Raw genomic sequence first — 22,333 nt, forward strand, 5'->3', positions numbered from 1 at the left:
TTCTACAGCAAACAGCCCGGCATGCCGGGCTGTTTTTTATCAGGGAATTAACGCCGTTGGCGCAGCCACTTATCCAACTCATTGGCAAATCGCTGGCGATCTTTCTGATTGAGGGCATCCGGTCCACCGGTTTGCACACCGCTGGCGCGCAGCGTATCCATAAAATCGCGCATCGTCAGTCGTTCACGGGTGGTGGCGGGCGTGTAGGTTTCACCGCACGGGTTAAGTGCCACGGCTTTTTTTTGCAGCACTTCTGCTGCCAGTGGAATATCGGCGGTAATCACCAAATCCCCGGCATTGACGCGTTTTACGATTTCGTTATCCGCCACGTCAAACCCGGCGGCAACGCGCACTGATGAGATGTAACGCGACGGCGGCGTGCGCAGTGACTGATTGGCGACCAGAACGACACGGGTTTGTGTGCGATCGGCTGCGCGATACAGCACCTCTTTAATCACATTGGGGCAAGCGTCAGCATCCACCCAAATTTGCGGTTCTGCGTCGGTATTGTCGTTCATGCAAGCTCCTTGGCTAACCACTCTTTTACCGGTAAAAAATCTCGATAGAGTGCGGCTTCCGGGCTGTCCGGTTCCGGTTGATAGTGGTATTCCCAACGCGCGAGCGGCGGCATCGACATCAGGATAGATTCGGTGCGTCCACCGCTTTGCAGGCCAAACAGCGTGCCGCGATCCCACACCAGATTAAACTCAACGTAGCGCCCACGACGGTAGAGCTGAAACTGGCGCTCGCGCTCTCCCCAAGGCAGTGTCGCGCGTCGCGCAACGATCGGTAGGTAAGCGTCGAGAAAACCGTTTCCGACGGCGCGCATAAACGAAAAGCTGGTGGTGAAATCCGGTGTGTTCAAGTCATCAAAAAACAGTCCGCCGATGCCGCGTGCCTCGTTACGGTGCTTGAGAAAGAAGTAATCATCACACCACTTTTTGTAACGTGGATAAACATCGTCACCGAACGGCTGGCAAAGATCGTGCGTGGTTTGGTGCCAGTGTACGACGTCTTCGGTAAAGCCGTAGAACGGGGTGAGATCGAACCCACCGCCAAACCACCATACCGGCGCTTCACCCTCTTTTTCTGCAACGAAAAAGCGCACGTTGGCGTGGCTGGTGGGCACATACGGGTTTAGCGGATGGATCACCAACGAAACCCCCATGGCCTGAAAGCGACGTCCGGCAAGCTCGGGGCGGTGTGCACTGGCCGAAGGGGGCAGTGTAGCGCCCATCACGTGAGAGAAGTTGACGCCCGCCTGTTCGAATACCGCGCCTTGGGTCAGTACCCGGCTGCGTCCGCCGCCGCCAGCGTCGTGTTGCCAGCACTCCTCATTAAAGCTGTTCTTGCCATCTGCGGCGGCAAGGTGCTGACACAGGGTGTCTTGCAGCGTCAGTAAAAAGGATTTTACGGCGGAAATATCAGGCTGACTCATAACGGTGTTAGCAAATCCATTATAACAAAAGGGCTACCAGTATAGCCTGCTACAACCGCGAGGTGTTGGCTTTCCTGCTGCTGAGCGATTGCGACAGGCGAGATGGCAGCAAATTGATATTGCGTCTGCGCGAGATCACGCGATAATCAGATTTTCCTTAGCGATCAACGGGGGGATCCCATGGAAATCCGCGTATTCAGACAAGATGACTTTGAAGAAGTGATTACCCTATGGGAACGTTGCGATCTGCTGCGCCCCTGGAACGATCCAGAAATGGATATTGAGCGCAAAGTGAATCACGATGCCTCCCTGTTTTTGGTGGCCGAAGTGGGCGGCGAAATCGTGGGGTCAGTGATGGGGGGGTATGACGGTCATCGCGGATCGGCCTACTATCTGGGCGTCCATCCGGATTTTCGCGGGCGCGGCATCGCGAACGCCTTGATTAGCCGCCTTGAGAAAAAATTGATCGCACGCGGTTGCCCCAAAATCCACCTGATGGTGCGGCAGGACAATGATGCGGTGATCGGCATGTATGAGAAGCTGAACTACGATATCGTGGATTCTGTTACGTTGGGGAAACGCCTCATCGAAGATCAAGAATATTGATCGCTATACCCGCCATACTTCAAATTGCAGGTGCGTTGGCTTTCCTTGCTCACCCCAGTCACATACTTGAATATGCTCCTGGGGATTCACTGCGTCTCCGCCTTCCTGCAACTCGCATTATTTAGAATATATTGTTGGTTTTTTGGCTTGTTGTTTAAAAACTGTTGCGTCGTCTGATTTGCTTAGATGATAACGAGTATCAATTAATCTTTGCGGTATGTTTATTGCTACCGACTATGACGCAGCTAACGACATTCTGGAGCGTATTTTACCACTCCCACCAGGGATGGCTGCGCGGATGGCTCAGTAAAAAAACCGGTTGCCGCCATCTGGCGGAAGATATCACCCACGATACTTTCCTTAAACTGCTTACCCTGGCGGAGCCGGAAGCCATCCGTAATCCGCGTGCTTATCTGATGGTCACTGCCAACCACGTGATGATCGACCAGTTCCGTAAACGCAAACTGGAAGAGGATGCATTGGCGGCGCTGGCGCAATTAGCGGAGGGGGCAGAGGAGCAGTCTGCCGAGCAGCGTGTGGCCATCAGTCAATTGGTGGCAACGGCACTGCATATCCTCAATGAAGAGCTGGATGAAAAAGTGCAGCGTGCGTTCATCATGGCGCGCGTCGAAGGCCATTCCTACCGCGATATTGCCGTTACGTTGGACGTGAGTGAAAGCAGCGTCAAACAGTATCTGGCAAAAGCCATGGTCCATTTCCACACGGCTTTGTTGAATAATTTAACCGTTTGATTTACATCTTCTTTAGGTAGAATGCATGTACAGAGACTGTATTTTGTTAGAACGACAAATCAAGTAGTTAGCACAATAAAAAGCATTACGGCTGGAAAACTTAGTTGTTGAAGTGTTATAATAATTATGTAAATCAGCATGTTAAATTATTCAACAAAGCCTTTCCACACCCGTATCTTCAGTCTGGAAAGCGATGAACCAGAAAGCTGAGTTAGCGCGTATCCAGCAACAGGCCGCTGAGTGGCTCATCCGCTTTTCTGAACCCGAGGAGGACGAGGCCGCCGATGTCGCACGTGCTGCCGAATGTCAGCGTTGGTGTGAACAGGATGCGCGTCATGAGCGGGTTTATCACCAGATGCAGCAACTCTGGTCCAGCGCGGCGCTGACACCGGCCACCACACAGCGTAAGGTGCGACCACAACGTTTCCTCTCTTTGGCCTTGGTGCTGGGGTTGGTGGGCATGCATGGGGCAACTGCCTTATCGCTACTGGTTAGCGGATCAGCGCACGGCAATCGGTGAAATCCGCCGTCTGACGCTGGATGATGGCAGTGTACTGACGCTCAATACCGACTCTGCGGTTAACCTGCGCTTTGATACCCGACAACGCACGGTGGAACTGGTGCAAGGGGAAGCCTGTAGTGGTTGAATAATCAGGACACTAAACTTACATCCAAAACGGAGGTGTTTAGTGAACCATAAACGACAATTTACCCCTGAGTTTAAAAAGGAAGCCGTTGCCCTGGTAACAGAGCAGGGCTATACGATAGCCAGGGCAGCAGCATCGCTGGGCATAAGCAGCAAAACCCTGCATACATGGGTCTCGCTGGCACGCGAGCAGAGCAACGGCGTACTCAGCGATGATGAACGTGCAGAGTTAAAACGGTTACAAAAGGAAAACAAAGAGTTACGTACAGAGAAGGAGATACGAAAAAAGGCGAGTGCCTTCTTCGCGAAACATATGTCGTGAGATACCGGTTCATTCTCGACAATGCCACTGACTTCAGCGTTCGTACACTCTGTCGGGGCTTTGTTGAATAATTTAAGATACTGATTTATATAAGCATTATAAAATTTCAACGACTAATTTTTCCTCTCGGAATGCTTTTTATTGTGCTAACTATTTGATTTGTCGTTCTAACAAAATACATTCTCTGTAAATGCATTCTAACTAAAGAAGATGTAAATCAAACGGTTAAATTATTCAACAAAGCCAAAAGGCTACTGCGCTCTTAATGTCCGACTCACTGAAAAATTCTCGGTAGTTGAAAAGCTAAGAGCGCTTTATCCAGTGAAAGCGTTGTGTCGTATTTTTAATGTTCACCGAAGCAGTTATCGCTATTGGTGTCGACCTAAGGAGCCAGATATTGAGCGGACGATAAAACGTAGCCTGGTCAGCGAAGCGGTGGCGGGTCTGCGGGCGCAAGGACTATCGCCACGATGGTTGCCAATACACACGACGTGAAACTTGGGCGGTGGTTAGCGGGTAAGTTGATGAAAGAATTAACCCTCGTTAGTTGCCAAACAAGAAAACATCAATACAACCGCGGTGGAAATGAACGTATTGATATTCCAAATCTGCTCAATAGGCAGTTTGCTGTTACCAAGCCTGACCAGGTTTGGTGCGGCGATGTAACCTATATTTGGACAGGCGACCGATGGGCGTATCTGGCGGTGGTATTAGATTTATTTGCCCGAAAACCCGTGGGTTGGGCAATGTCGTTTTCGCCAGATTCAGAATTAACAGCCAAAGCACTACAAATGGCTTGGGAACTGCGTGGGCATCCCAAACAAGTCATGTTTCATAGTGACCAAGGAAGCCATTACACCAGTCGTCAGTATAGCCAAGCGACTTAATTTTGATTACACCATATGGACTGAGAACAAACTCTCTGTATCGCAACCCATCTCTCTTTTTTTGCTTTTTGCTTGTGCCCATTTATGCTCAATTGGGTTAAGATCTGGCGAATATGTAGGCAAATACTCCACCATATACCCTGCATCGATGATGACTTGTTGAATATTATGTTTTTTGTGAAAAGTGGCATTGTCCATCATGATTACACTGTTTTTAGGGAGTACTGGGATAAGGACTTGTGTGACCCAGGCATAGAAAACATCGCTGTTAATATTGATATCAAATATTCCGATAGCAAACAGCGTTGTACCTAATAAAGCGCCGATAACATTTGTTCTTCCCCTAGCTCCCCAGTTCTTCAGGCCAAAACACCGTTGACCTTTTGGGGAATAGCCGTGAGTCCGTGGGGCATCGTGTGAAAAACCACTTTCATCAATAAAAACAATAGGTTTACCTTCTTTTTCATACTGTTGTTTTTTTTGTTGAAATCCCTGCCGGGCGTTTTCGTCGGCTTTCGGATGACGTAGAGTTTTTTTTATAGGTCAATCCCAGCTTTTTAAGCGCTTGCCAAATGGCCTTCTGACAAACGCCAAAACGCTCTGCACGTTCTTTTTGGTAAGCATCTGGATATTGTTCAACATCTTTTATCAACTCGGATTTATCGATCTTTCGCTGACGCGTGGTCGATGCTTTTGACTCTATTTGATTAATCCAACGCGATACAGAGGCAGGGCCAATCCGAAATTGCTTCGCTGTTTCTCGGATACTCAACCCTTCGTTTTTCCGTGTAGATATCACTTTACGTCTAAAATCAATTGAATAGCTCATTTAAATAATGTAATCAAAATTAAGTCGTTTAGCTATATAGGCAGGCATTGTGGCGTTATCAGATTACCCAAAGTATGAGTCGCAGAGGAAATTGTTGGGATAATAGTCCGATGGAGCGATTCTTCCGTAGTCTGAATACTGAATGGGTGCCAACGACTGGCTACCAAAGCTTTAGTACTGCTCAATCATCCATTATTCGCTGCATAACCCATTATTATAGCGATGTCAGACCTCACTGGTATAACGGTGGGTTAACACCAAATGAATCAGAACGGCTGTTCCATCAACAGTCAGGTAGGGTGGCCAAATTTAGTTGACCACTACAGTGAGGAAACTCATGCAGGAAGAGGTGCTGGTCTGCCGACAGCGCCGGACTTATAAGGTCACGACAAAACCCCGCCCGGGTGCAGAGGTGGCCCCAAACCTGCTGAACCAGAATTTTAACCCGCCGGGGTCAAATCAGGTGTGGGCGAGTGACATCACGTATCTGAAGACCGGTGAAGGCTGGCTGTATCTGGCGGCTATTATGGATTTGTACTCCCGGCAGATAGTGGGCTGGCAGGTGGACAGACGGATGACCTCATCGCTGGTCTGCGGGGCCCTGATGAAGGCATATAACCTGCGAACTCCCCCGCCGGGCCTGGTGGTGCATACGGACAGGGGGGCGCAGTACACGGGACAACGCTTTCAGGCGCTGCTGAGCAGCTACAGGCTGAGGAGCAGTATGGGAGACGTGGGTGCCTGCTGGGATAATGCGGTGATGGAGCGCTTCTGGGGCAGTCTGAAACATGAATGGTTGCTGCTGGTACCCCAGCCAACACGGGCTTACATGGAGCAGGATGTGGCGATGTATATCCGCTACTACAACCTAGACAGGCATCATGCCGCTAACGGGGATCTGTCTCCGGTGCGTTATAGCCAACCGACTTAAAAATGATTACATCCTATGCCCTGATATGCGGCAAAGAAGCATAGCTGGCTGTTATCAAAATAATGTCGCTTGGCTATATGAACAAATGGCTGAGAAAAAAGTGTCCTGATTTACTTGACCAGTGCAGGGAAAAAACTGCACGGCATCAGCTATGCCCGGCAGCGCTCAGAAGCGGATTTCCGTGCTGCGCTGCTGCGTAAACACGACAATGCCGAGCAGATTGCGCTCTATGGCGGTGAGGCGCAGGAAAAAACCTATCTGGCGCGCCATTTTAGCGATGTCGCCCACAGTTGGCGTCAACTGATGGACGCGAAGCGTCATATGGGGTTCTTCACCTCCGGCTATATGCGTGTCAGTCTGATTGTGCCCATTTTTGCCGCGTTGCCTGCCTTTTTATCGGAAACGGTGACGCTTGGCGGCTTAATGCAGATTCGCAGCGCGTTTGCTCAGGTGCACGGTGCGCTCAGCTGGTTTATTCACATGTACGTGGAGATCACCATACTTTCCGCCAGCATCCAGCGTTTGATCCAGTTCAAGCAGGAAATTGATCGCCATCAGCCGCAGCAGGCGGCACCGGGCGTGGGCTAATGCCTGAAAATCGAGCAGCTGTCATTTGCTACGCCACAGGGCTCTCCGCTGTTAAACGATGTGGCGCTGCACTGTGCGCCGGGAAGCTGGAGCAAACTGTCCGGGCCAAGTGGATTGGGTAAATCGACGCTGCTGCGTACCTTGAACGGGCTGTGGCCCTAGTATCGCGGGCAGTGGCAAGCGCAAGCGGGCCGCTCGCTACTGTTGCCACAGAAAAGCTATAGCTAAACGACTTAATTTTGATTACATTATTTAAATGAGCTATTCAATTGATTTTAGACGTAAAGTGATATCTACACGGAAAAACGAAGGGTTGAGTATCCGAGAAACAGCGAAGCAATTTCGGATTGGCCCTGCCTCTGTATCGCGTTGGATTAATCAAATAGAGTCAAAAGCATCGACCACGCGTCAGCGAAAGATCGATAAATCCGAGTTGATAAAAGATGTTGAACAATATCCAGATGCTTACCAAAAAGAACGTGCAGAGCGTTTTGGCGTTTGTCAGAAGGCCATTTGGCAAGCGCTTAAAAAGCTGGGATTGACCTATAAAAAAAACTCTACGTCATCCGAAAGCCGACGAAAACGCCCGGCAGGGATTTCAACAAAAAAAACAACAGTATGAAAAAGAAGGTAAACCTATTGTTTTTATTGATGAAAGTGGTTTTTCACACGATGCCCCACGGACTCACGGCTATTCCCCAAAAGGTCAACGGTGTTTTGGCCTGAAGAACTGGGGAGCTAGGGGAAGAACAAATGTTATCGGCGCTTTATTAGGCACAACGCTGTTTGCTATCGGATTATTTGATATCAATATTAACAGCGATGTTTTCTATGCCTGGGTCACACAAGTCCTTATCCCAGTACTCCCTAAAAACAGTGTAATCATGATGGACAATGCCACTTTTCACAAAAAACATAATATTCAACAAGTCATCATCGATGCAGGGTATATGGTGGAGTATTTGCCTACATATTCGCCAGATCTTAACCCAATTGAGCATAAATGGGCACAAGCAAAAAGCAAAAAAAGAGAGATGGGTTGCGATACAGAGAGTTTGTTCTCAGTCCATATGGTGTAATCAAAATTAAGTCGCTTGGCTATAACAGAGCCAAATGCACACGGATGGGGAGCCTGTTCGTGTCGCCAACGTCTTCGGCGCCTCACTTCCCCTTACCGTGATAATCAACGATAATCTTGCCCACTTGACCGTTTTTTAAGGCACTTTTCCGAGGCCAGAGACTCAAACCCTCACGCAGACGATCGTGGGGTGGCGTAGGTGCCGCTCACTGTTAAAGGAATTATGTTATGAGGTTTCGCTCCGTTCAGTTGGTTATTACCTGTGTGCTGGCCGCCACGTTGTTGACGGGATGTAGTGCGCTCTCCAATTTTTCCTGGTCCAGCCTGTCGCCGTTCAACTGGTTTGGTAGCAAAATTGAGGTGTCGGATGCCGGCGTCGGCGGACTTAACGGCGGCACGCCGCTGGCACAAGAGCCGATAAACCAGGCGTTGAACGGTAATTATCGTTTGCGCAGCGGCATGGGCACCACTAATGGCCAAATCACGGCGTTCTATCAGGCGCTGGATGGTAAAGAGATCAAACTGTTAATCAGTGGTAAGCCTAAAGCGCAGGTCAATCGCGTCGAGGTGATGGATGCGAAAATTACCAGCGTATGGGGCGTGAAAATCGGGGATGCATTCAGCGCCCATTACAGCAAAGCCTTTGAGGTCTGCCAATTGGCTCAAGGGGATGATGCCCGTAGCGTCGAGTGCATTGAATCGCAGAGCAAGCACGTCAATTATCTTTACTCTGGCGACTGGAACGGTCCGGAAGGCTTAATGCCCTCTGATGATATTCTGCAATCATGGCATGTCAGCAAAATCATCTGGCACGCGCAGGCGCGTGACTGATTCAGCGTTTCGAGCTTTTTTAAACCACATCTATACCCTAAATAATTCGCGTTGCAGGAAGGCGGCAAGCGAACGAATCTCCAGGCGCTTACTCAGTTAAGTGGCTGGGGTGAGTGAACGAAGCCAACGCACCTGCAACCTGAAGTATGACGGGTATATAGCTAAACGACTTAATTTTGATTACATTATTTAAATGAGCTATTCAATTGATTTTAGACGTAAAGTGATATCTACACGGAAAAACGAAGGGTTGAGTATCCGAGAAACAGCGAAGCAATTTCGGATTGGCCCTGCCTCTGTATCGCGTTGGATTAATCAAATAGAGTCAAAAGCATCGACCACGCGTCAGCGAAAGATCGATAAATCCGAGTTGATAAAAGATGTTGAACAATATCCAGATGCTTACCAAAAAGAACGTGCAGAGCGTTTTGGCGTTTGTCAGAAGGCCATTTGGCAAGCGCTTAAAAAGCTGGGATTGACCTATAAAAAAAACTCTACGTCATCCGAAAGCCGACGAAAACGCCCGGCAGGGATTTCAACAAAAAAAACAACAGTATGAAAAAGAAGGTAAACCTATTGTTTTTATTGATGAAAGTGGTTTTTCACACGATGCCCCACGGACTCACGGCTATTCCCCGGCTTTGTTGAATAAATCGAACTTTCAGGGGATCGCCGGATCAAAGCACTATCATCGCTCCCGATAGCAGCTCCCCATGGCAAAGCAAAAGTTTAAAATCACCAACTGGCCCACCTACAACAAAGCACTCAGACAACGCGGCTCCCTGACGGTCTGGCTTGATGAGTCGGCCATCGCTGCATGGACTGACAGTTCTTCGCCTGAAGGTCGTGGTCGGCCGCTTTACTACACCGATATGGCTGTTACCACGGTTTTGATGATAAAGCGCGTGTTTAACCTGTCGCTCCGGGCATTACAGGGCTTTGTCGACTCGGTTTTTACACTGATGAGCCTGCCACTGCGCTGCCCGGACTACTCTCTGGTCAGTCGGCGGGCAAAAACCGTCAGTATCAGCATAAAAACGCCAACGCGTGGTGAAATCTCGCATCTGGTCATCGACAGTACCGGTCTGAAGGTCTTTGGCGAAGGTGAATGGAAAGTCAGGCAGCATGGGGCTGACAGACGAAGAGTGTGGCGCAAGCTTCATCTGGCAGCAGACAGTGCGACGCATGAGATTATCTGTGCCGACTTATCGCTCAGCGGAACGACAGATGCGCAGGCACTGCCGTGCCTGATTAACCAAACCCACCGAAAAATCAGGGAAGTGTCAGCAGACGGTGCTTATGACGCCCGTTACTGCCACGATGCGTTGCTAAGAAAGAAAATCAGGCCCCTTATCCCGCCGCGAAGCGGAGCCAAATACTGGCCGGACAAGTACCATGAACGTAACCATGCGGTGGCGAATCAGCGTCTGAGCGGGAGTAATGATATGTGGAAAAAGAAAGTGGGTTATCACCGGCGTTCAGTGGCAGAAACAGCGATGTTCCGCATAAAAACTTTGCTGGGTGGCCATCTGAGCCTGCGTGACTATGAGGCTCAAGTAGGTGAAGCCATAGCGATGGTCAAAGCGCTGAACCGTATGACGTTGTTGGGTATGCCACACAGCGTCAGGATAGGATAACAGGTGTAGCAGAGGGAGTCATCCTGTCGGCTAATTCTGATTTATTCAACAAAGCCCTATTCCCCAAAAGGTCAACGGTGTTTTGGCCTGAAGAACTGGGGAGCTAGGGGAAGAACAAATGTTATCGGCGCTTTATTAGGCACAACGCTGTTTGCTATCGGATTATTTGATATCAATATTAACAGCGATGTTTTCTATGCCTGGGTCACACAAGTCCTTATCCCAGTACTCCCTAAAAACAGTGTAATCATGATGGACAATGCCACTTTTCACAAAAAACATAATATTCAACAAGTCATCATCGATGCAGGGTATATGGTGGAGTATTTGCCTACATATTCGCCAGATCTTAACCCAATTGAGCATAAATGGGCACAAGCAAAAAGCAAAAAAAGAGAGATGGGTTGCGATACAGAGAGTTTGTTCTCAGTCCATATGGTGTAATCAAAATTAAGTCGCTTGGCTATAAGGGAGGTTGCCCTGTCGGGCCACCGTTTTGAAAATCTGCTTAACCATTTTTGTATGAACGCGCTGATGCTCAGGGGAATGTGACACGGGATAACCTTCGGCTGGCGGGTTTCAGAATATCGCTATTCTGCCACACTTCGATTTGCAGCCGCCAGGCTGCTTCGTTCTGCATCAGCAGCATCACGACAACCAGTATAGCCAAGCGACATTATTTTGATAACAGCCAGCTATGCTTCTTTGCCGCATATCAGGGCATAGGATGTAATCATTTTTAAGTCGGTTGGCTATATCTACACCACCAACGCGATAGAGTCGTTAAATGCTTCATTGCGCAAGATAACGAAAACGCGACGAATATTTCCAACGGATGACTCGGTGCTAAAATTATTCTATCTAGCCTTGCATAATATAGCCAAGCGACTTAATTTTGATTACACCATATGGACTGAGAACAAACTCTCTGTATCGCAACCCATCTCTCTTTTTTTGCTTTTTGCTTGTGCCCATTTATGCTCAATTGGGTTAAGATCTGGCGAATATGTAGGCAAATACTCCACCATATACCCTGCATCGATGATGACTTGTTGAATATTATGTTTTTTGTGAAAAGTGGCATTGTCCATCATGATTACACTGTTTTTAGGGAGTACTGGGATAAGGACTTGTGTGACCCAGGCATAGAAAACATCGCTGTTAATATTGATATCAAATAATCCGATAGCAAACAGCGTTGTGCCTAATAAAGCGCCGATAACATTTGTTCTTCCCCTAGCTCCCCAGTTCTTCAGGCCAAAACACCGTTGACCTTTTGGGGAATAGCCGTGAGTCCGTGGGGCATCGTGTGAAAAACCACTTTCATCAATAAAAACAATAGGTTTGCCTTCTTTTTCATACTGTTGTTTTTTTTGTTGAAATCCCTGCCGGGCGTTTTCGTCGGCTTTCGGATGACGTAGAGTTTTTTTTATAGGTCAATCCCAGCTTTTTAAGCGCTTGCCAAATGGCCTTCTGACAAACGCCAAAACGCTCTGCACGTTCTTTTTGGTAAGCATCTGGATATTGTTCAACATCTTTTATCAACTCGGATTTATCGATCTTTCGCTGACGCGTGGTCGATGCTTTTGACTCTATTTGATTAATCCAACGCGATACAGAGGCAGGGCCAATCCGAAATTGCTTCGCTGTTTCTCGGATACTCAACCCTTCGTTTTTCCGTGTAGATATCACTTTACGTCTAAAATCAATTGAATAGCTCATTTAAATAATGTAATCAAAATTAAGTCGTTTAGCTATATGATGGGCGTCTTAGGCCGCATAGTGCCAAAAAACGATAAAAGCAGATAATTAAAACATGAGGAAGCTTGAAATGACGCAGATACAGAGCGGAATTTTACTTGAGCACCGTCGTTTTGCAATTTTTATTGAAGCCATGATTCAGGGCGAATTCGACGCTATTCGCCAAGGATGCAAAAAGTTTTGTCAGTCGTTGCAGGAGTTGCAGGCGCGCTTTCCCGATGCGGAGCTGGGGGCGACGCTGGCGTTTGGTCATGATGTGTGGCGCGATCTTGATTGCGAACAAGGGGCTGCTGAACTGAAGCCCTTTGCACCGCTGGGTAAGGGATTGGCACCGGCGACGCAGCGCGATTTGCTGCTGCATATTCAATCTTTGCGCCACGATGTCAATTTCAGCCTGGCGCAGGCGGCACTGACGGCATTTGGTTCCGCGATCCGCGTTGAAGAAGAGACGCACGGTTTTCGCTGGGTAGAAGATCGTGACCTGAGTGGGTTTGTCGACGGAACAGAGAACCCACAGGGCTATGCGCGGCGTGAGGTGGCGATTATCGCTGACGATCGGCCGGACGCAGGCGGCAGCTATGTGTTTGTGCAACGCTGGGAGCATAATCTCAAGCAGTTGCAGCGCTTTAGCGTGGAGCAACAAGAGCAGATGATTGGCCGCACCAAGCAGGACAACGAAGAGATCCCGGCAGAACAGCGCCCGATCATCTCGCACCTGAGCCGGGTTGATCTTAAGGAAGAGGGCAAAGGGCTGAAGATTTTGCGCCAGAGCATGCCTTATGGCACGGCCAGCGGCAAACATGGTCTTTACTTTATTGCCTATTGCGCGCGCTTGCATAATATTGAACAGCAATTACTGAGCATGTTTGGCGATCGTGACGGCAAACGTGACGAGATGCTGCGATTCACGCGCGCCGTTAGCGGCAGCTATTTCTTGGCTCCCTCGCAGGAAAAACTGCTCGCCTTGTAACATTTTCATGTTGAGTAGGTAGGGGAGACGCGTTGAGTACCCTGGATAACACAATTGGTAATACGCCGCTCATCAAGCTGCAAAGGCTGACGCAGGATACTGGCAGTGAGGTCTGGCTTAAGCTGGAAGGGAATAATCCGGCTGGCTCGGTAAAAGATCGCCCGGTCCGTTTTATGGTGGAACAGGCCGAACGGCGCGGCGAAATCATTCCCGGCGATCGGCTGATTGAGGCCACCAGCGGCAATACCGGTATTGCGTTGGCGATGATTGCTGCGGTAAAAGGGTATCGCCTGCGGCTGTTGATGCCGGAGAACATGAGCCGTGAGCGGCAACTGGCGATGCGCGCCTACGGTTCGGAGTTGGTGCTGGTCAGCCCTGAGTGTGGCATGGAAGGTGCGCGCGATCTGGCGCGCCAGATGGCAGAGTCCGGAGAAGGCAAGGTGCTCGATCAGTTCAACAATCCGGATAACGCGTTGGCGCATTTTATGACCACGGGGCCGGAAATCTGGCAGCAAACGCAAGGTGCACTCACCCATTTTGTGTCCGCGATGGGCACTACCGGCACGCTTTCCGGCGTCAGTCGCTTCCTTAAGCAACAGCGTGCATCCCTCTGCACTATCGGTTTACAACCCGCATCGGGGAGCCATATTCCCGGTATCCGCCGCTGGGCGCTGGGGTATGAGCCGGGGATTTTCCAGCCCCAGTATGTTGACCGTGTCATGGACATTACCCAACAAGAGGCGGAAACCACGTTGCGGCGCTTGGCGCAGGAAGAAGGTATTTTTTGCGGCGTCAGTTCTGGCGGTGCGGTGGCGGGGGCCCTGCGCGTGGCTCAGGAAACCCCCGGCAGCACGATCGTCGCGATTGTCTGCGATCGCGGCGATCGCTACCTGTCCACCGGCGTATTTGGTTAATACTATTCCCGTTCCAGCGCATGTATTGGCTCCATGTAGGCGGCACGCCAGGCGGGGAAGAAGCCAAAAATCACCCCAATCAGGCTGGCGCACAGGAACGCGGCAACAATAGAGGCTGGCGAGTAGATTAACGAAAAACTGCTGAAGAAATGGCTAAATACCGCACCTGCCAGCAGCGACAGCGAAACTCCCAATACGCCGCCCAGCAAACACACCAGCACCGCTTCAATCAAAAACTGTTGCATGATATCGCTGGCGCGCGCGCCAACCGCCATGCGCACGCCGATTTCACGCGTGCGCTCGGTAACCGACACCAGCATGATGTTCATCACGCCGATACCGCCAACCAGCAGCGAAATAAACGCAATAGCGGAGACCAGCAGCGCCAGCGTGGTGGTTGCTTTCTCGATGGTTTGGCGGATACTGTCGGTGTTGAAAACAAAGAAATCCTTGCTGCCGTGGCGCTGGGTCAAAATCTGGGTAATGCCCTGTTCTGCCACGCTCAAATCCACGTTGTCTTTGACCCTGACGGTGATGCTTCTCAGGTAGGACTGCCCGATCATGCGTTTCATCGCCGTGGTGTAGGGTACCCAGACGTTAAGGTTTTCATCGCTACCAAAACCGCTGCTGTTTTTTTCCACCACGCCAATAATCCGCACGGGGAGTGAGCCCAGCAGGATCACCTCGCCGATAGGGTTTTCCCCATTGGGAAACAGTTTTTGTAATGTGTTTTGGTCGATAACCGCTTCCTGTGCCAGATTATCCACGCTGGCGCGTGGGAAAATCATCCCTTGTGCCACACTGTAGCCGCGCACGGTGAAAAACTGTTCTCCTACACCGGTGGCATTGGCGGTGACCGCAACATTGCCATAGCGCAGCGTGACGCTGGTGGCGACGGACGGGGTCACGCTGTGAACGTAGGGTTGCTGCGCCAGCGGTTCGATATCGGTCGCGCGCAGCGTTTGAATGGCGCTCGAACGCCGGTCACCGAAATCCTCGCCGGGATAGATCTCCAGCGTACTGGTGCCCATGGCACTGATGTCGGCCAGTACTTGCTGCTGTGAGCCTTTGCCCAGTGCAACCACCGAGACCACCGAGGCAATACCGATAATGATGCCAAGCATGGTCAGAAAGGTGCGCATGCGTTGAGCGTTCATCGCCAGCAGCGCCATTTTGAAGGCATCGATAAAACGATCGCGCGCTTGCAGCAGCCGTGAGGCGGGCTTGGCATTTACGCTTTCTTGCGGCGCAGTCTCGGCAGGCGGCGTAGTACTGGCTGAATCCGCGATCACTTCGCCATCGCGCAATTCAATGATCCGCCCGGCATGTTGTGCGATCTGCATATCGTGGGTCACGATAATGATAGTGTGCCCCTGCGCATTCAGATCTTTCAAAATGGCCAGCACTTCGTTACCACTGTGCGTGTCTAGCGCGCCTGTTGGCTCATCCGCGAGGATCACCTGGCCGCCATTCATCAGCGCGCGGGCGATACTGACGCGCTGTTGCTGCCCACCAGAAAGTTGACTGGGGCGATAGTTCAGGCGTTCACCCAATCCAAGGCGGTGTAGCAGTGCCGCTGCGCGCTGCTGGCGCGAGGAGCGGTCGCGCCCGGCGTAGATAGCAGGGACTTCGACATTGCCCTGTGCTGAAAGATCGCCCAACAGGTGATAGCGTTGAAAGATGAACCCGAAATACTCCCGACGCAGCGCGGCCAGACTGTCGTTATCGAGCGTCGCTACCGCTTGGCCGTTAACCCGGTATTCCCCTTCGGAGGCTTTATCCAGACAGCCGAGAATATTCATCAATGTCGACTTGCCAGAGCCGGAAGCCCCAACGATAGCGACCATTTCGCCGGCATGAATCGTCAGGTTTATCGCTTTCAGCACGTTGACCGTTTGGTCACCGTTGGTAAAACGGCGTGAAATTTCCGTTAGCGTTAATAAAGGTTGAGTCATACGTTAGCTCCCATTACATCGGCGGTGGGCCGGGGTGGCGTGCCGTTGATGATGACGAACCCGGTTGCTGACTGATGATCACCTGTTCACCCGCGCTGACGCCGGTGAGGAGTTGGGTATGCACGTTGTCGTTAATGCCAACGGTCACATCGCGGGATTCACGTTGCCCTTGCGCATTAACCACTTGCACTACGGTTTTGCCATTCAATTGCTGTACGGCCGTGGCTGGCACCACCAGCGCGTTTTTTACCGACGCGCGCAGAATATACACTTGCGCCGTCATCGATATACGCAGCGTGCCATCCGGATTATCGACATCAAACAGGCCGTTGTAATAAATCGCCTTAGACGTTGAAGAACTGCTACTGCTGCTGGTATTGCTCGATGACGTAGTGGTCTCGTCATTGATGGAGTCCGGTGCCGGTTCGATAGCGCGTAGCGTGGCCTGATAGCGCTTGTTGGGTTGACCCAAAATGGTGAACCAGACCGGCATGCCGACATTCACGTTGACCACATCGGCTTCGGAAATCTGTGCTTTCACCGTCATGGTGTTCAGGTTCGCCACTTTGGCAATGGTGGGGGTGGTTTGTGACGCGTTGACGGTCTGTCCGGCTTCCACTGGAATGGCGACGATGGTGCCATCCATTGGGGCGGTAATTTGTGTATAGCCGAGATTGACCTTGGCGGTGCTGGTGGCGATCTCCGCCTGGGCGATTTGTGCGTCGAGGGCGGCAATGTCTGCCGTGGTGGCATCCAGCGTAGCTTTGGCGCTGTCATAATCTGCCTGAGCACCCACGCCGCGTCGCATTAGCATTTGCTGACGCTGCCAACTAAGCTGATTGTTGCGCAGCGTGGCTTGTTTGGCAGCACGCTGCGCCTGAATGTTTTTCAGCGCGGCATCGCTGTCTTTCAGCGTATTTTGCTGCGTTAAATCATCGATTTCTGCCAGCAGTTGCCCCTTGCTGACCTTATCGCCCAGTGCAACATGCAACGCTTTGATTTGCCCTGATACCTGCGCACCAACGCTGACCTGTTTGAGCGCTTCAATGGTGCCATCCGCCAGGACGGTTTGTTCAATATCTCGGGTTTCCACGGGCGCGGTAATGTAGTTCACCGGTGGTAGGGCGGCGAAAAAGTGTTTATAGCCAAAATAAAGGGCAACGATGGCAACCAGTACCAGTAGCGATGTACGTAATGACAAAAAACGAGCAGGCATGAGCAGTTGAATATCCTTATCGGGTGTTGACGTCTTAACAGAGTATCGACGTTTGACTGGGCGATGCTAACCGCGAAGAACCACGCCGTTACTTTACCCTGAATCTATGACCCGATCTCGCCTATTTAGTGCTATGGAAGGTAAGAATTCAGTAAAGATGGCTGCGAAAATACGGATTAAACGAGAAAATAGCCGCCAGAACCGCCAAGGGGAGCAAGGTATGAAGCTGTTGCTGGTTGATGATGATGTGGAGTTGGGAAACCTGCTCTGTGAGTATCTCAGCGCTGAGGGATTTGCCGCATCGCGCGTGTTGACAGGGAAAGAGGGCGTGGAAAGCGCGCTGTCAGTAAATTATACCGCAATGATTCTGGACGTGATGTTGCCAGACATGAGCGGCATTGATGTGTTACGTCAGGTGCGCAAGGCGAGCCGGTTGCCGATTATCATGTTGACTGCCAAAGGTGACAATATCGACCGGGTGATTGGTCTGGAAATGGGGGCCGATGATTATATGCCGAAGCCCTGTTTCCCGCGTGAACTGGTGGCTCGCTTGCGCGCGGTGTTGCGCCGTTATGACGAACGCCCGGAAAAGCAGGAAAGCCAAGGGGCAGCGGCGCTCGGCGAACTGGTATTGAACCCCGCCACGCGCACCAGTGAATGGAAAGGTCGCCCCTTTGATTTGACGGCTTCAGAGTTCAATTTGCTGGAACTGCTGGTGCGCGCTTGCGAGCGTGTGGTCTCCAAAGATGAGCTGTCGGAAAAATGCCTGGGGCGGCAGCGCGAAGCCTACGATCGCAGTGTGGATGTGCATATCAGCAACATTCGGCAGAAGCTGGCCGAACTGCCGGGCAGCACCATGACCATTGAGACCGTGCGCAGCGTAGGATATCGGATTCGTTAATGATGCAGGGACGCTTGTTCTGGAAAATTCTGTTTGGCTTCTGGCTGACGTTTTTATTGATATCGCAACTGCTGTGGTTGGGGTTCACGCTGTATGACGGCCGGCACCGCGCCCCGCCGGAAGAGGCGATGATCCAGCGCTTGATGTCGTTACAATTGTCGATGGCGCAATCTGCATTGCAACAGGGTGGGCAGCCCGCGTTGGACGCACTGGAAGCTCAGTGGCCGCCACAGGAGCGTGGTTTTCTGCGCGTATCCACCACGGCCATCGATGCCGATAAATGGGCTCCACCGCCTGCACCGTGGCGTGAACCGCCAGCCAGCGATATGCCGCCTCCCGGTGGCCCCAGGCCGCCAGCGGATGAGGATAATCACCGGGGCGATCGGCACATGCCGCTGGTCAATGCGGTCGATGGGCCCAATGGCGAGCGCTATTGGGTCTCTTTTGACGTTCTGCGCTTGCGCGATGAAACCTACGCACCGCGTCCGATGTTGATATAGCCAAGCGACTTAATTTTGATTACACCATATGGACTGAGAACAAACTCTCTGTATCGCAACCCATCTCTCTTTTTTTGCTTTTCGCTTGTGCCCATTTATGCTCAATTGGGTTAAGATCTGGCGAATATGTAGGCAAATACTCCACCATATACCCTGCATCGATGATGACTTGTTGAATATTATGTTTTTTGTGAAAAGTGGCATTGTCCATCATGATTACACTGTTTTTAGGGAGTACTGGGATAAGGACTTGTGTGACCCAGGCATAGAAAACATCGCTGTTAATATTGATATCAAATAATCCGATAGCAAACAGCGTTGTGCCTAATAAAGCGCCGATAACATTTGTTCTTCCCCTAGCTCCCCAGTTCTTCAGGCCAAAACACCGTTGACCTTTTGGGGAATAGCCGTGAGTCCGTGGGGCATCGTGTGAAAAACCACTTTCATCAATAAAAACAATAGGTTTACCTTCTTTTTCATACTGTTGTTTTTTTTGTTGAAATCCCTGCCGGGCGTTTTCGTCGGCTTTCGGATGACGTAGAGTTTTTTTTATAGGTCAATCCCAGCTTTTTAAGCGCTTGCCAAATGGCCTTCTGACAAACGCCAAAACGCTCTGCACGTTCTTTTTGGTAAGCATCTGGATATTGTTCAACATCTTTTATCAACTCGGATTTATCGATCTTTCGCTGACGCGTGGTCGATGCTTTTGACTCTATTTGATTAATCCAACGCGATACAGAGGCAGGGCCAATCCGAAATTGCTTCGCTGTTTCTCGGATACTCAACCCTTCGTTTTTCCGTGTAGATATCACTTTACGTCTAAAATCAATTGAATAGCTCATTTAAATAATGTAATCAAAATTAAGTCGTTTAGCTATACTCAATATTCCCGAACCGTTGGTGTGGATTGCGGGATTAGGCGGACTGCTGTTCAGTGGGGTATTAGCCTGGAACCTGACCCGGCCGCTTAATCGCTTGCGTGCCAGTTTTGATCGCGTGTCACAGGGCGATTTATCCATTCGTCTGCTGCCGGACATGAAACGGCGGCACGATGAGTTGAGCGACGTAGCGCGGGATTTTGATGCCATGGTCGAGCGGTTGGAGGTGTTGGTGAGCTCCCGCGAACAACTTCTGCATGATGTGTCTCATGAGCTACGTTCCCCTCTGGCGCGTTTACAACTGGCTATTGGGTTGGCGCACAAAAACCGCGCTAATATCGACACCTCGTTGCAGCGCATCGAAGGCGAAGCGGCGCGCATGGACAAAATGATCGGCGAATTGCTGACGCTATCACGCGCCGAGCATCAGGTAGTCGATGAGTCTTACTTCGATTTGTACGGATTGGTCGATGCGGTGGTAAACGATGCGCGCTATGAGGCGCAAGTGCCGGGCGTCACCATTCTGCTGGAGGCGGACACCGAGCAGGATCACACGGTAAAAGGCAATGCGGAGCTTATGCGGCGTGCGTTGGATAATATCGTGCGCAATGCGCTGCGCTTTTCAACCCGCGATCAGACGGTGCTGGTAGCGCTGCGTGGCACGGAGCGCGAGTGGCTGCTGTGTGTCACCGATCAGGGGCCTGGTGTGGAAAAAAATAAGCTTTCCAGCATTTTCGATCCCTTTATTCGCATCGAATCGCCGCAGTCCGGCAAAGGCTATGGCTTAGGGCTGGCGATTGCCCGCAAAGTGGTGATGGCGCACGGAGGTCATATTGAGGCAGATAACCGGCCGCAGGGGGGGTTGACCGTGCGTATCTTTATTCCTCGCTGGAAAGAGATGGCATCACTGAGTCATTGATTAGCGCGTTTTTTAAAACGGTAACCGCGCATTTTTGTCCGAAACTGGCTTGAGTATGGATACGAAACCCTCTTTCAGGATGCCCAAGATGCCTTCGGACTCTCTCTGCCCTATCAATAGCGTTTCTCATTGCGCTACCTCTAGCCGCTTTTTGGACGATATACCGCGCATGCAGCCGTTACGACTCTTGCAGTCGGTTATCGTCGTCACGAACGATACCGCAGAAACGCCGGTGGGTTCTGCGCCCCATACGGCTCCTGCCTTGTCTGCACTGGCTGCGAATGCCTGCGCGCGCCGTATCACCGACGTGGGCGCATTTTCCCTGCCTGCCAATATTCTACGGGTGGCGCGCTTCATTGGTGATAACCGTGAACTTCCCCGTGTTGTGCAACAGGCTTTGCGTGAGACGTTTTACCAACGCTGGAAATCACTGCCTATTAGTGAACATACCTGGTTAGCCGAGGCTGTTGCTGTAGAGCGCGTATTGGCGGGGCACTCGTGCTAAACGGTGGCGCTGGCGCACCGTATTTCAAGGGGGAGTTCTTTGATGCGCCAACTGAACATGTTGGCCGTTGACGGCCCGGCCGGTGCGCCGGTGTTCGCCGGACAATGTTGTTTTGCGGTGGCTGAGGCTCACGGCATCGAGCAGGACAGCATCGCCTTTAACGCATTGCAAACGTGTGCGGTGAAGGGACCGGGAGAACGCGTGCGCAACGGAGAACCATGCTTGCAGGTCGCCGAGGAGCATGGCATCTGTTTGCTGTATGAAGCGATGGATATGCTGGAGATGATCGCCGTAAACTCCTGTGCCGGAGAACGAGTGCGCAACGGTGAATCTTGCCAGTTGGTTGCCAGAGAGCACGGCATCAGCCCTTTATTTATGGCGATGTGTGAGCTGGAATACATTGCCGTGAAGACGGTTGCCGGGGCGCGAGTCCGGCAGGGTGAACGCTGTCAAGTGGTGGCGTCGGAGCACGGCATTCATCAATCCCACAGTGCGATGCATGATCTGGAGATGGTTGCTGTTGAGACTTCCGGGGCAGAACGGGTGAGGAACGGGGAGTGCAGCGCACTGGTGGCGCTATCGCTGGGGATTTCATTGAGCGGTGGTGCGGTTCAAGTGCTGAGCGCGCTTGAAATGGCCTCTGCCGGTGCGATAAAGCGCCCGCGTTTACGCTAAGCCGGGGCGATAAATAAAAACCCCACAGTCAGAGGCTGACCGTGGGGCAGGTATGCGGTGCTGGATTCAGAACAGCTTTACTTCTTGATACGGATAACCGGTGTTTCACCAACAACAACGGTGCCGCTCAACTTGGTCAGCTCTTTGATTTCGTCCATATTGGAGATAACCACTGGCGTCAACGTTGATTTGGCCTTTTCTTCCAACAGCGCCAGATCGAATTCAATAACCAGATCGCCTTTCTTCACGTGTTGGCCTTCTTCCGCAATGCGTTTAAAGCCTTCACCTTTTAGCTCAACGGTATCGATGCCGAAGTGAACGAACAGTTCAATTCCGCTGTGGGATTCGATAGAGAATGCATGGTTAGTTTCAAAAATCTTGCCGATGGTGCCATCAACGGGCGCCACCATTTTGTTGCCTGTCGGTTTAATGGCAATACCGTCCCCGACAATCTTTTCAGCAAAAACAACGTCAGGAACGTCTTCGATATTGACTATTTCACCAGACAGCGGTGCAATGATTTCAATGCTGCCAGTATCTTTTTTGTCATCAGATACCAGAGATTTCAGTTTATCGAACAAACCCATGATCTTC

At 51.0% G+C, this 22,333-nt stretch carries 30 protein-coding genes and 6 pseudogenes; 24 read left to right on the forward strand and 12 right to left on the reverse strand.

Annotated elements, in window-relative coordinates; genetic code table 11:
- Window positions 1-47: 47 nt before the first annotated feature.
- Together ACQGXV_RS18960 and hemF are read right to left on the reverse strand one after the other, a co-directional pair.
- Window positions 48-518 (reverse strand): YaiI/YqxD family protein, encoded by a 471-nt coding sequence (locus tag ACQGXV_RS18960; RefSeq protein WP_440862716.1) that lies wholly within the window; start codon window positions 516-518, stop codon window positions 48-50.
- A complete protein-coding gene (gene hemF, locus ACQGXV_RS18965; protein WP_440862717.1) occupies window positions 515-1,438 on the reverse strand; it encodes an oxygen-dependent coproporphyrinogen oxidase in 924 nt (307 codons plus the stop codon). The genes ACQGXV_RS18960 and hemF overlap by 4 nt, the downstream gene beginning before the upstream one ends.
- 180 nt (window positions 1,439-1,618) lie before the next feature.
- On the opposite strand from hemF, the gene ACQGXV_RS18970 reads away from it, so the two are divergent.
- The 6 genes and pseudogenes from ACQGXV_RS18970 to ACQGXV_RS18995 all read left to right on the forward strand — a co-directional run.
- Window positions 1,619-2,044, forward strand: coding sequence for a GNAT family acetyltransferase (locus ACQGXV_RS18970; RefSeq protein ID WP_440862718.1), 426 nt, complete (start codon window positions 1,619-1,621; stop codon window positions 2,042-2,044).
- Window positions 2,045-2,208: 164 nt separating this feature from the next.
- Entirely contained in the window at window positions 2,209-2,796 is a 588-nt protein-coding gene (locus tag ACQGXV_RS18975; RefSeq protein ID WP_440862719.1) for a sigma-70 family RNA polymerase sigma factor, read from the forward strand.
- 193 nt (window positions 2,797-2,989) lie between these two features.
- Window positions 2,990-3,316, forward strand: coding sequence for a FecR/PupR family sigma factor regulator (locus tag ACQGXV_RS18980; RefSeq protein ID WP_440862720.1), 327 nt, complete (start codon window positions 2,990-2,992; stop codon window positions 3,314-3,316).
- A complete protein-coding gene (locus tag ACQGXV_RS18985) occupies window positions 3,261-3,443 on the forward strand; it encodes a FecR domain-containing protein (protein WP_440862721.1) in 183 nt (60 codons plus the stop codon). The genes ACQGXV_RS18980 and ACQGXV_RS18985 overlap by 56 nt, the downstream gene beginning before the upstream one ends.
- 42 nt (window positions 3,444-3,485) lie before the next feature.
- On the forward strand, window positions 3,486-3,764 hold the full coding sequence (locus ACQGXV_RS18990) for a transposase (RefSeq protein ID WP_440862722.1): 279 nt from the start codon (window positions 3,486-3,488) through the stop codon (window positions 3,762-3,764).
- Between the two features lie 246 nt (window positions 3,765-4,010).
- Window positions 4,011-4,642 (forward strand): annotated as a pseudogene (locus tag ACQGXV_RS18995) (IS3 family transposase); the annotation flags it as partial.
- A gap of 15 nt (window positions 4,643-4,657) precedes the next feature.
- Here ACQGXV_RS18995 and ACQGXV_RS19000 read toward each other — a convergent pair.
- Together ACQGXV_RS19000 and ACQGXV_RS19005 are read right to left on the reverse strand one after the other, a co-directional pair.
- Window positions 4,658-5,191: an IS630 family transposase gene (locus tag ACQGXV_RS19000; protein WP_440867510.1), complete on the reverse strand. Its 534-nt coding sequence runs from the start codon at window positions 5,189-5,191 to the stop codon at window positions 4,658-4,660.
- Window positions 5,115-5,480 carry an IS630 transposase-related protein gene (locus tag ACQGXV_RS19005; protein ID WP_440862584.1) on the reverse strand — a complete coding sequence of 122 codons (366 nt, stop codon included), beginning with the start codon at window positions 5,478-5,480 and terminating at the stop codon, window positions 5,115-5,117. Before ACQGXV_RS19005 ends, ACQGXV_RS19000 begins: the two co-directional genes overlap by 77 nt.
- Window positions 5,481-5,515: 35 nt before the next feature.
- Between ACQGXV_RS19005 and ACQGXV_RS19010 the strand changes: the two are divergent.
- From ACQGXV_RS19010 to ACQGXV_RS19055, 10 genes and pseudogenes are all read left to right on the forward strand, one after another.
- Window positions 5,516-5,797: pseudogene (locus tag ACQGXV_RS19010) on the forward strand (integrase core domain-containing protein); the annotation flags it as partial.
- 8 nt (window positions 5,798-5,805) lie between these two features.
- A pseudogene (locus tag ACQGXV_RS19015) lies at window positions 5,806-6,411 on the forward strand (IS3 family transposase); the annotation flags it as partial.
- Window positions 6,362-6,520, forward strand: a complete 159-nt coding sequence (locus ACQGXV_RS19020) for a hypothetical protein (protein ID WP_440862723.1) — start codon at window positions 6,362-6,364, stop codon at window positions 6,518-6,520. The pseudogene ACQGXV_RS19015 and the gene ACQGXV_RS19020, both read left to right, overlap by 50 nt.
- Before the next feature lie 17 nt (window positions 6,521-6,537).
- Window positions 6,538-7,221: pseudogene (locus ACQGXV_RS19025) on the forward strand (SbmA/BacA-like family transporter); the annotation flags it as partial.
- 34 nt (window positions 7,222-7,255) lie between these two features.
- Window positions 7,256-7,621 (forward strand): IS630 transposase-related protein, encoded by a 366-nt coding sequence (locus tag ACQGXV_RS19030; RefSeq protein ID WP_440862584.1) that lies wholly within the window; start codon window positions 7,256-7,258, stop codon window positions 7,619-7,621.
- Window positions 7,545-8,078 (forward strand): IS630 family transposase, encoded by a 534-nt coding sequence (locus ACQGXV_RS19035; protein WP_440862665.1) that lies wholly within the window; start codon window positions 7,545-7,547, stop codon window positions 8,076-8,078. Before ACQGXV_RS19030 ends, ACQGXV_RS19035 begins: the two co-directional genes overlap by 77 nt.
- Window positions 8,079-8,305: 227 nt before the next feature.
- Window positions 8,306-8,908 carry an RpoE-regulated lipoprotein gene (locus tag ACQGXV_RS19040; RefSeq protein ID WP_440862724.1) on the forward strand — a complete coding sequence of 201 codons (603 nt, stop codon included), beginning with the start codon at window positions 8,306-8,308 and terminating at the stop codon, window positions 8,906-8,908.
- Between the two features lie 193 nt (window positions 8,909-9,101).
- On the forward strand, window positions 9,102-9,467 hold the full coding sequence (locus tag ACQGXV_RS19045; protein ID WP_440862584.1) for an IS630 transposase-related protein: 366 nt from the start codon (window positions 9,102-9,104) through the stop codon (window positions 9,465-9,467).
- Between the two features lie 154 nt (window positions 9,468-9,621).
- Entirely contained in the window at window positions 9,622-10,545 is a 924-nt protein-coding gene (locus ACQGXV_RS19050) for an IS5 family transposase (protein WP_440862725.1), read from the forward strand.
- A gap of 39 nt (window positions 10,546-10,584) precedes the next feature.
- Entirely contained in the window at window positions 10,585-10,989 is a 405-nt protein-coding gene (locus tag ACQGXV_RS19055; protein ID WP_440867511.1) for a transposase, read from the forward strand.
- A 94-nt stretch (window positions 10,990-11,083) separates the two neighbouring features.
- Here the strand turns inward: ACQGXV_RS19055 and ACQGXV_RS19060 are convergent, their stop codons facing one another.
- A complete protein-coding gene (locus ACQGXV_RS19060) occupies window positions 11,084-11,215 on the reverse strand; it encodes a hypothetical protein (RefSeq protein WP_440862726.1) in 132 nt (43 codons plus the stop codon).
- Between the two features lie 86 nt (window positions 11,216-11,301).
- Between ACQGXV_RS19060 and ACQGXV_RS19065 the strand changes: the two are divergent.
- A pseudogene (locus ACQGXV_RS19065) lies at window positions 11,302-11,434 on the forward strand (transposase); the annotation flags it as partial.
- Between the two features lie 10 nt (window positions 11,435-11,444).
- Here ACQGXV_RS19065 and ACQGXV_RS19070 read toward each other — a convergent pair.
- Both ACQGXV_RS19070 and ACQGXV_RS19075 read right to left on the reverse strand, forming a co-directional pair.
- Entirely contained in the window at window positions 11,445-11,978 is a 534-nt protein-coding gene (locus ACQGXV_RS19070) for an IS630 family transposase (RefSeq protein WP_440862665.1), read from the reverse strand.
- Window positions 11,902-12,267: an IS630 transposase-related protein gene (locus ACQGXV_RS19075; protein WP_440862584.1), complete on the reverse strand. Its 366-nt coding sequence runs from the start codon at window positions 12,265-12,267 to the stop codon at window positions 11,902-11,904. The genes ACQGXV_RS19070 and ACQGXV_RS19075 overlap by 77 nt, the downstream gene beginning before the upstream one ends.
- Before the next feature lie 109 nt (window positions 12,268-12,376).
- Here ACQGXV_RS19075 and ACQGXV_RS19080 point away from each other — a divergent pair, with 109 nt between their 5' ends.
- On the forward strand, window positions 12,377-13,276 hold the full coding sequence (locus tag ACQGXV_RS19080) for a Dyp-type peroxidase (protein WP_440862727.1): 900 nt from the start codon (window positions 12,377-12,379) through the stop codon (window positions 13,274-13,276).
- A gap of 32 nt (window positions 13,277-13,308) precedes the next feature.
- Entirely contained in the window at window positions 13,309-14,190 is an 882-nt protein-coding gene (gene cysM, locus ACQGXV_RS19085; protein ID WP_440862728.1) for a cysteine synthase CysM, read from the forward strand.
- A 2-nt stretch (window positions 14,191-14,192) separates the two neighbouring features.
- On the opposite strand, the gene ACQGXV_RS19090 is transcribed toward cysM, so the two are convergent.
- Together ACQGXV_RS19090 and ACQGXV_RS19095 are read right to left on the reverse strand one after the other, a co-directional pair.
- Window positions 14,193-16,145: a MacB family efflux pump subunit gene (locus ACQGXV_RS19090; RefSeq protein WP_440862729.1), complete on the reverse strand. Its 1,953-nt coding sequence runs from the start codon at window positions 16,143-16,145 to the stop codon at window positions 14,193-14,195.
- Window positions 16,146-16,158: 13 nt separating this feature from the next.
- Complete coding sequence (locus tag ACQGXV_RS19095) at window positions 16,159-17,361, reverse strand: efflux RND transporter periplasmic adaptor subunit (RefSeq protein ID WP_440862730.1); 1,203 nt, start codon at window positions 17,359-17,361, stop codon at window positions 16,159-16,161.
- 220 nt (window positions 17,362-17,581) lie between these two features.
- Here ACQGXV_RS19095 and ACQGXV_RS19100 point away from each other — a divergent pair, with 220 nt between their 5' ends.
- Both ACQGXV_RS19100 and ACQGXV_RS19105 read left to right on the forward strand, forming a co-directional pair.
- Window positions 17,582-18,262, forward strand: coding sequence for a response regulator transcription factor (locus ACQGXV_RS19100; protein ID WP_440867512.1), 681 nt, complete (start codon window positions 17,582-17,584; stop codon window positions 18,260-18,262).
- Entirely contained in the window at window positions 18,262-18,762 is a 501-nt protein-coding gene (locus ACQGXV_RS19105) for a hypothetical protein (protein ID WP_440862731.1), read from the forward strand. Before ACQGXV_RS19100 ends, ACQGXV_RS19105 begins: the two co-directional genes overlap by 1 nt.
- A gap of 19 nt (window positions 18,763-18,781) precedes the next feature.
- Here ACQGXV_RS19105 and ACQGXV_RS19110 read toward each other — a convergent pair whose 3' ends face one another.
- The gene (locus ACQGXV_RS19110; protein ID WP_440862665.1) at window positions 18,782-19,315 is read right to left on the reverse strand and encodes an IS630 family transposase; all 534 of its coding nucleotides are present in this window, start codon (window positions 19,313-19,315) and stop codon (window positions 18,782-18,784) included.
- Window positions 19,239-19,604 carry an IS630 transposase-related protein gene (locus ACQGXV_RS19115; RefSeq protein ID WP_440862584.1) on the reverse strand — a complete coding sequence of 122 codons (366 nt, stop codon included), beginning with the start codon at window positions 19,602-19,604 and terminating at the stop codon, window positions 19,239-19,241. The genes ACQGXV_RS19110 and ACQGXV_RS19115 overlap by 77 nt, the downstream gene beginning before the upstream one ends.
- A gap of 37 nt (window positions 19,605-19,641) precedes the next feature.
- Between ACQGXV_RS19115 and ACQGXV_RS19120 the strand changes: the two are divergent.
- From ACQGXV_RS19120 to ACQGXV_RS19130, 3 genes and pseudogenes are all read left to right on the forward strand, one after another.
- Window positions 19,642-20,559, forward strand: a pseudogene (locus ACQGXV_RS19120) (ATP-binding protein); the annotation flags it as partial.
- Window positions 20,560-20,728: 169 nt separating this feature from the next.
- A complete protein-coding gene (locus ACQGXV_RS19125) occupies window positions 20,729-21,064 on the forward strand; it encodes a hypothetical protein (protein ID WP_440862732.1) in 336 nt (111 codons plus the stop codon).
- A 39-nt stretch (window positions 21,065-21,103) separates the two neighbouring features.
- A complete protein-coding gene (locus tag ACQGXV_RS19130) occupies window positions 21,104-21,739 on the forward strand; it encodes a hypothetical protein (RefSeq protein ID WP_440862733.1) in 636 nt (211 codons plus the stop codon).
- Window positions 21,740-21,816: 77 nt separating this feature from the next.
- Here ACQGXV_RS19130 and crr read toward each other — a convergent pair whose 3' ends face one another.
- A complete protein-coding gene (gene crr / locus ACQGXV_RS19135) occupies window positions 21,817-22,326 on the reverse strand; it encodes a PTS glucose transporter subunit IIA (RefSeq protein ID WP_440862734.1) in 510 nt (169 codons plus the stop codon).
- Window positions 22,327-22,333: the final 7 nt, after the last annotated feature.

This window comes from Symbiopectobacterium purcellii, from assembly GCF_052050035.1.
In the GTDB taxonomy this organism is placed as follows: Bacteria; Pseudomonadota; Gammaproteobacteria; order Enterobacterales; family Enterobacteriaceae; genus Symbiopectobacterium; species Symbiopectobacterium purcellii_A.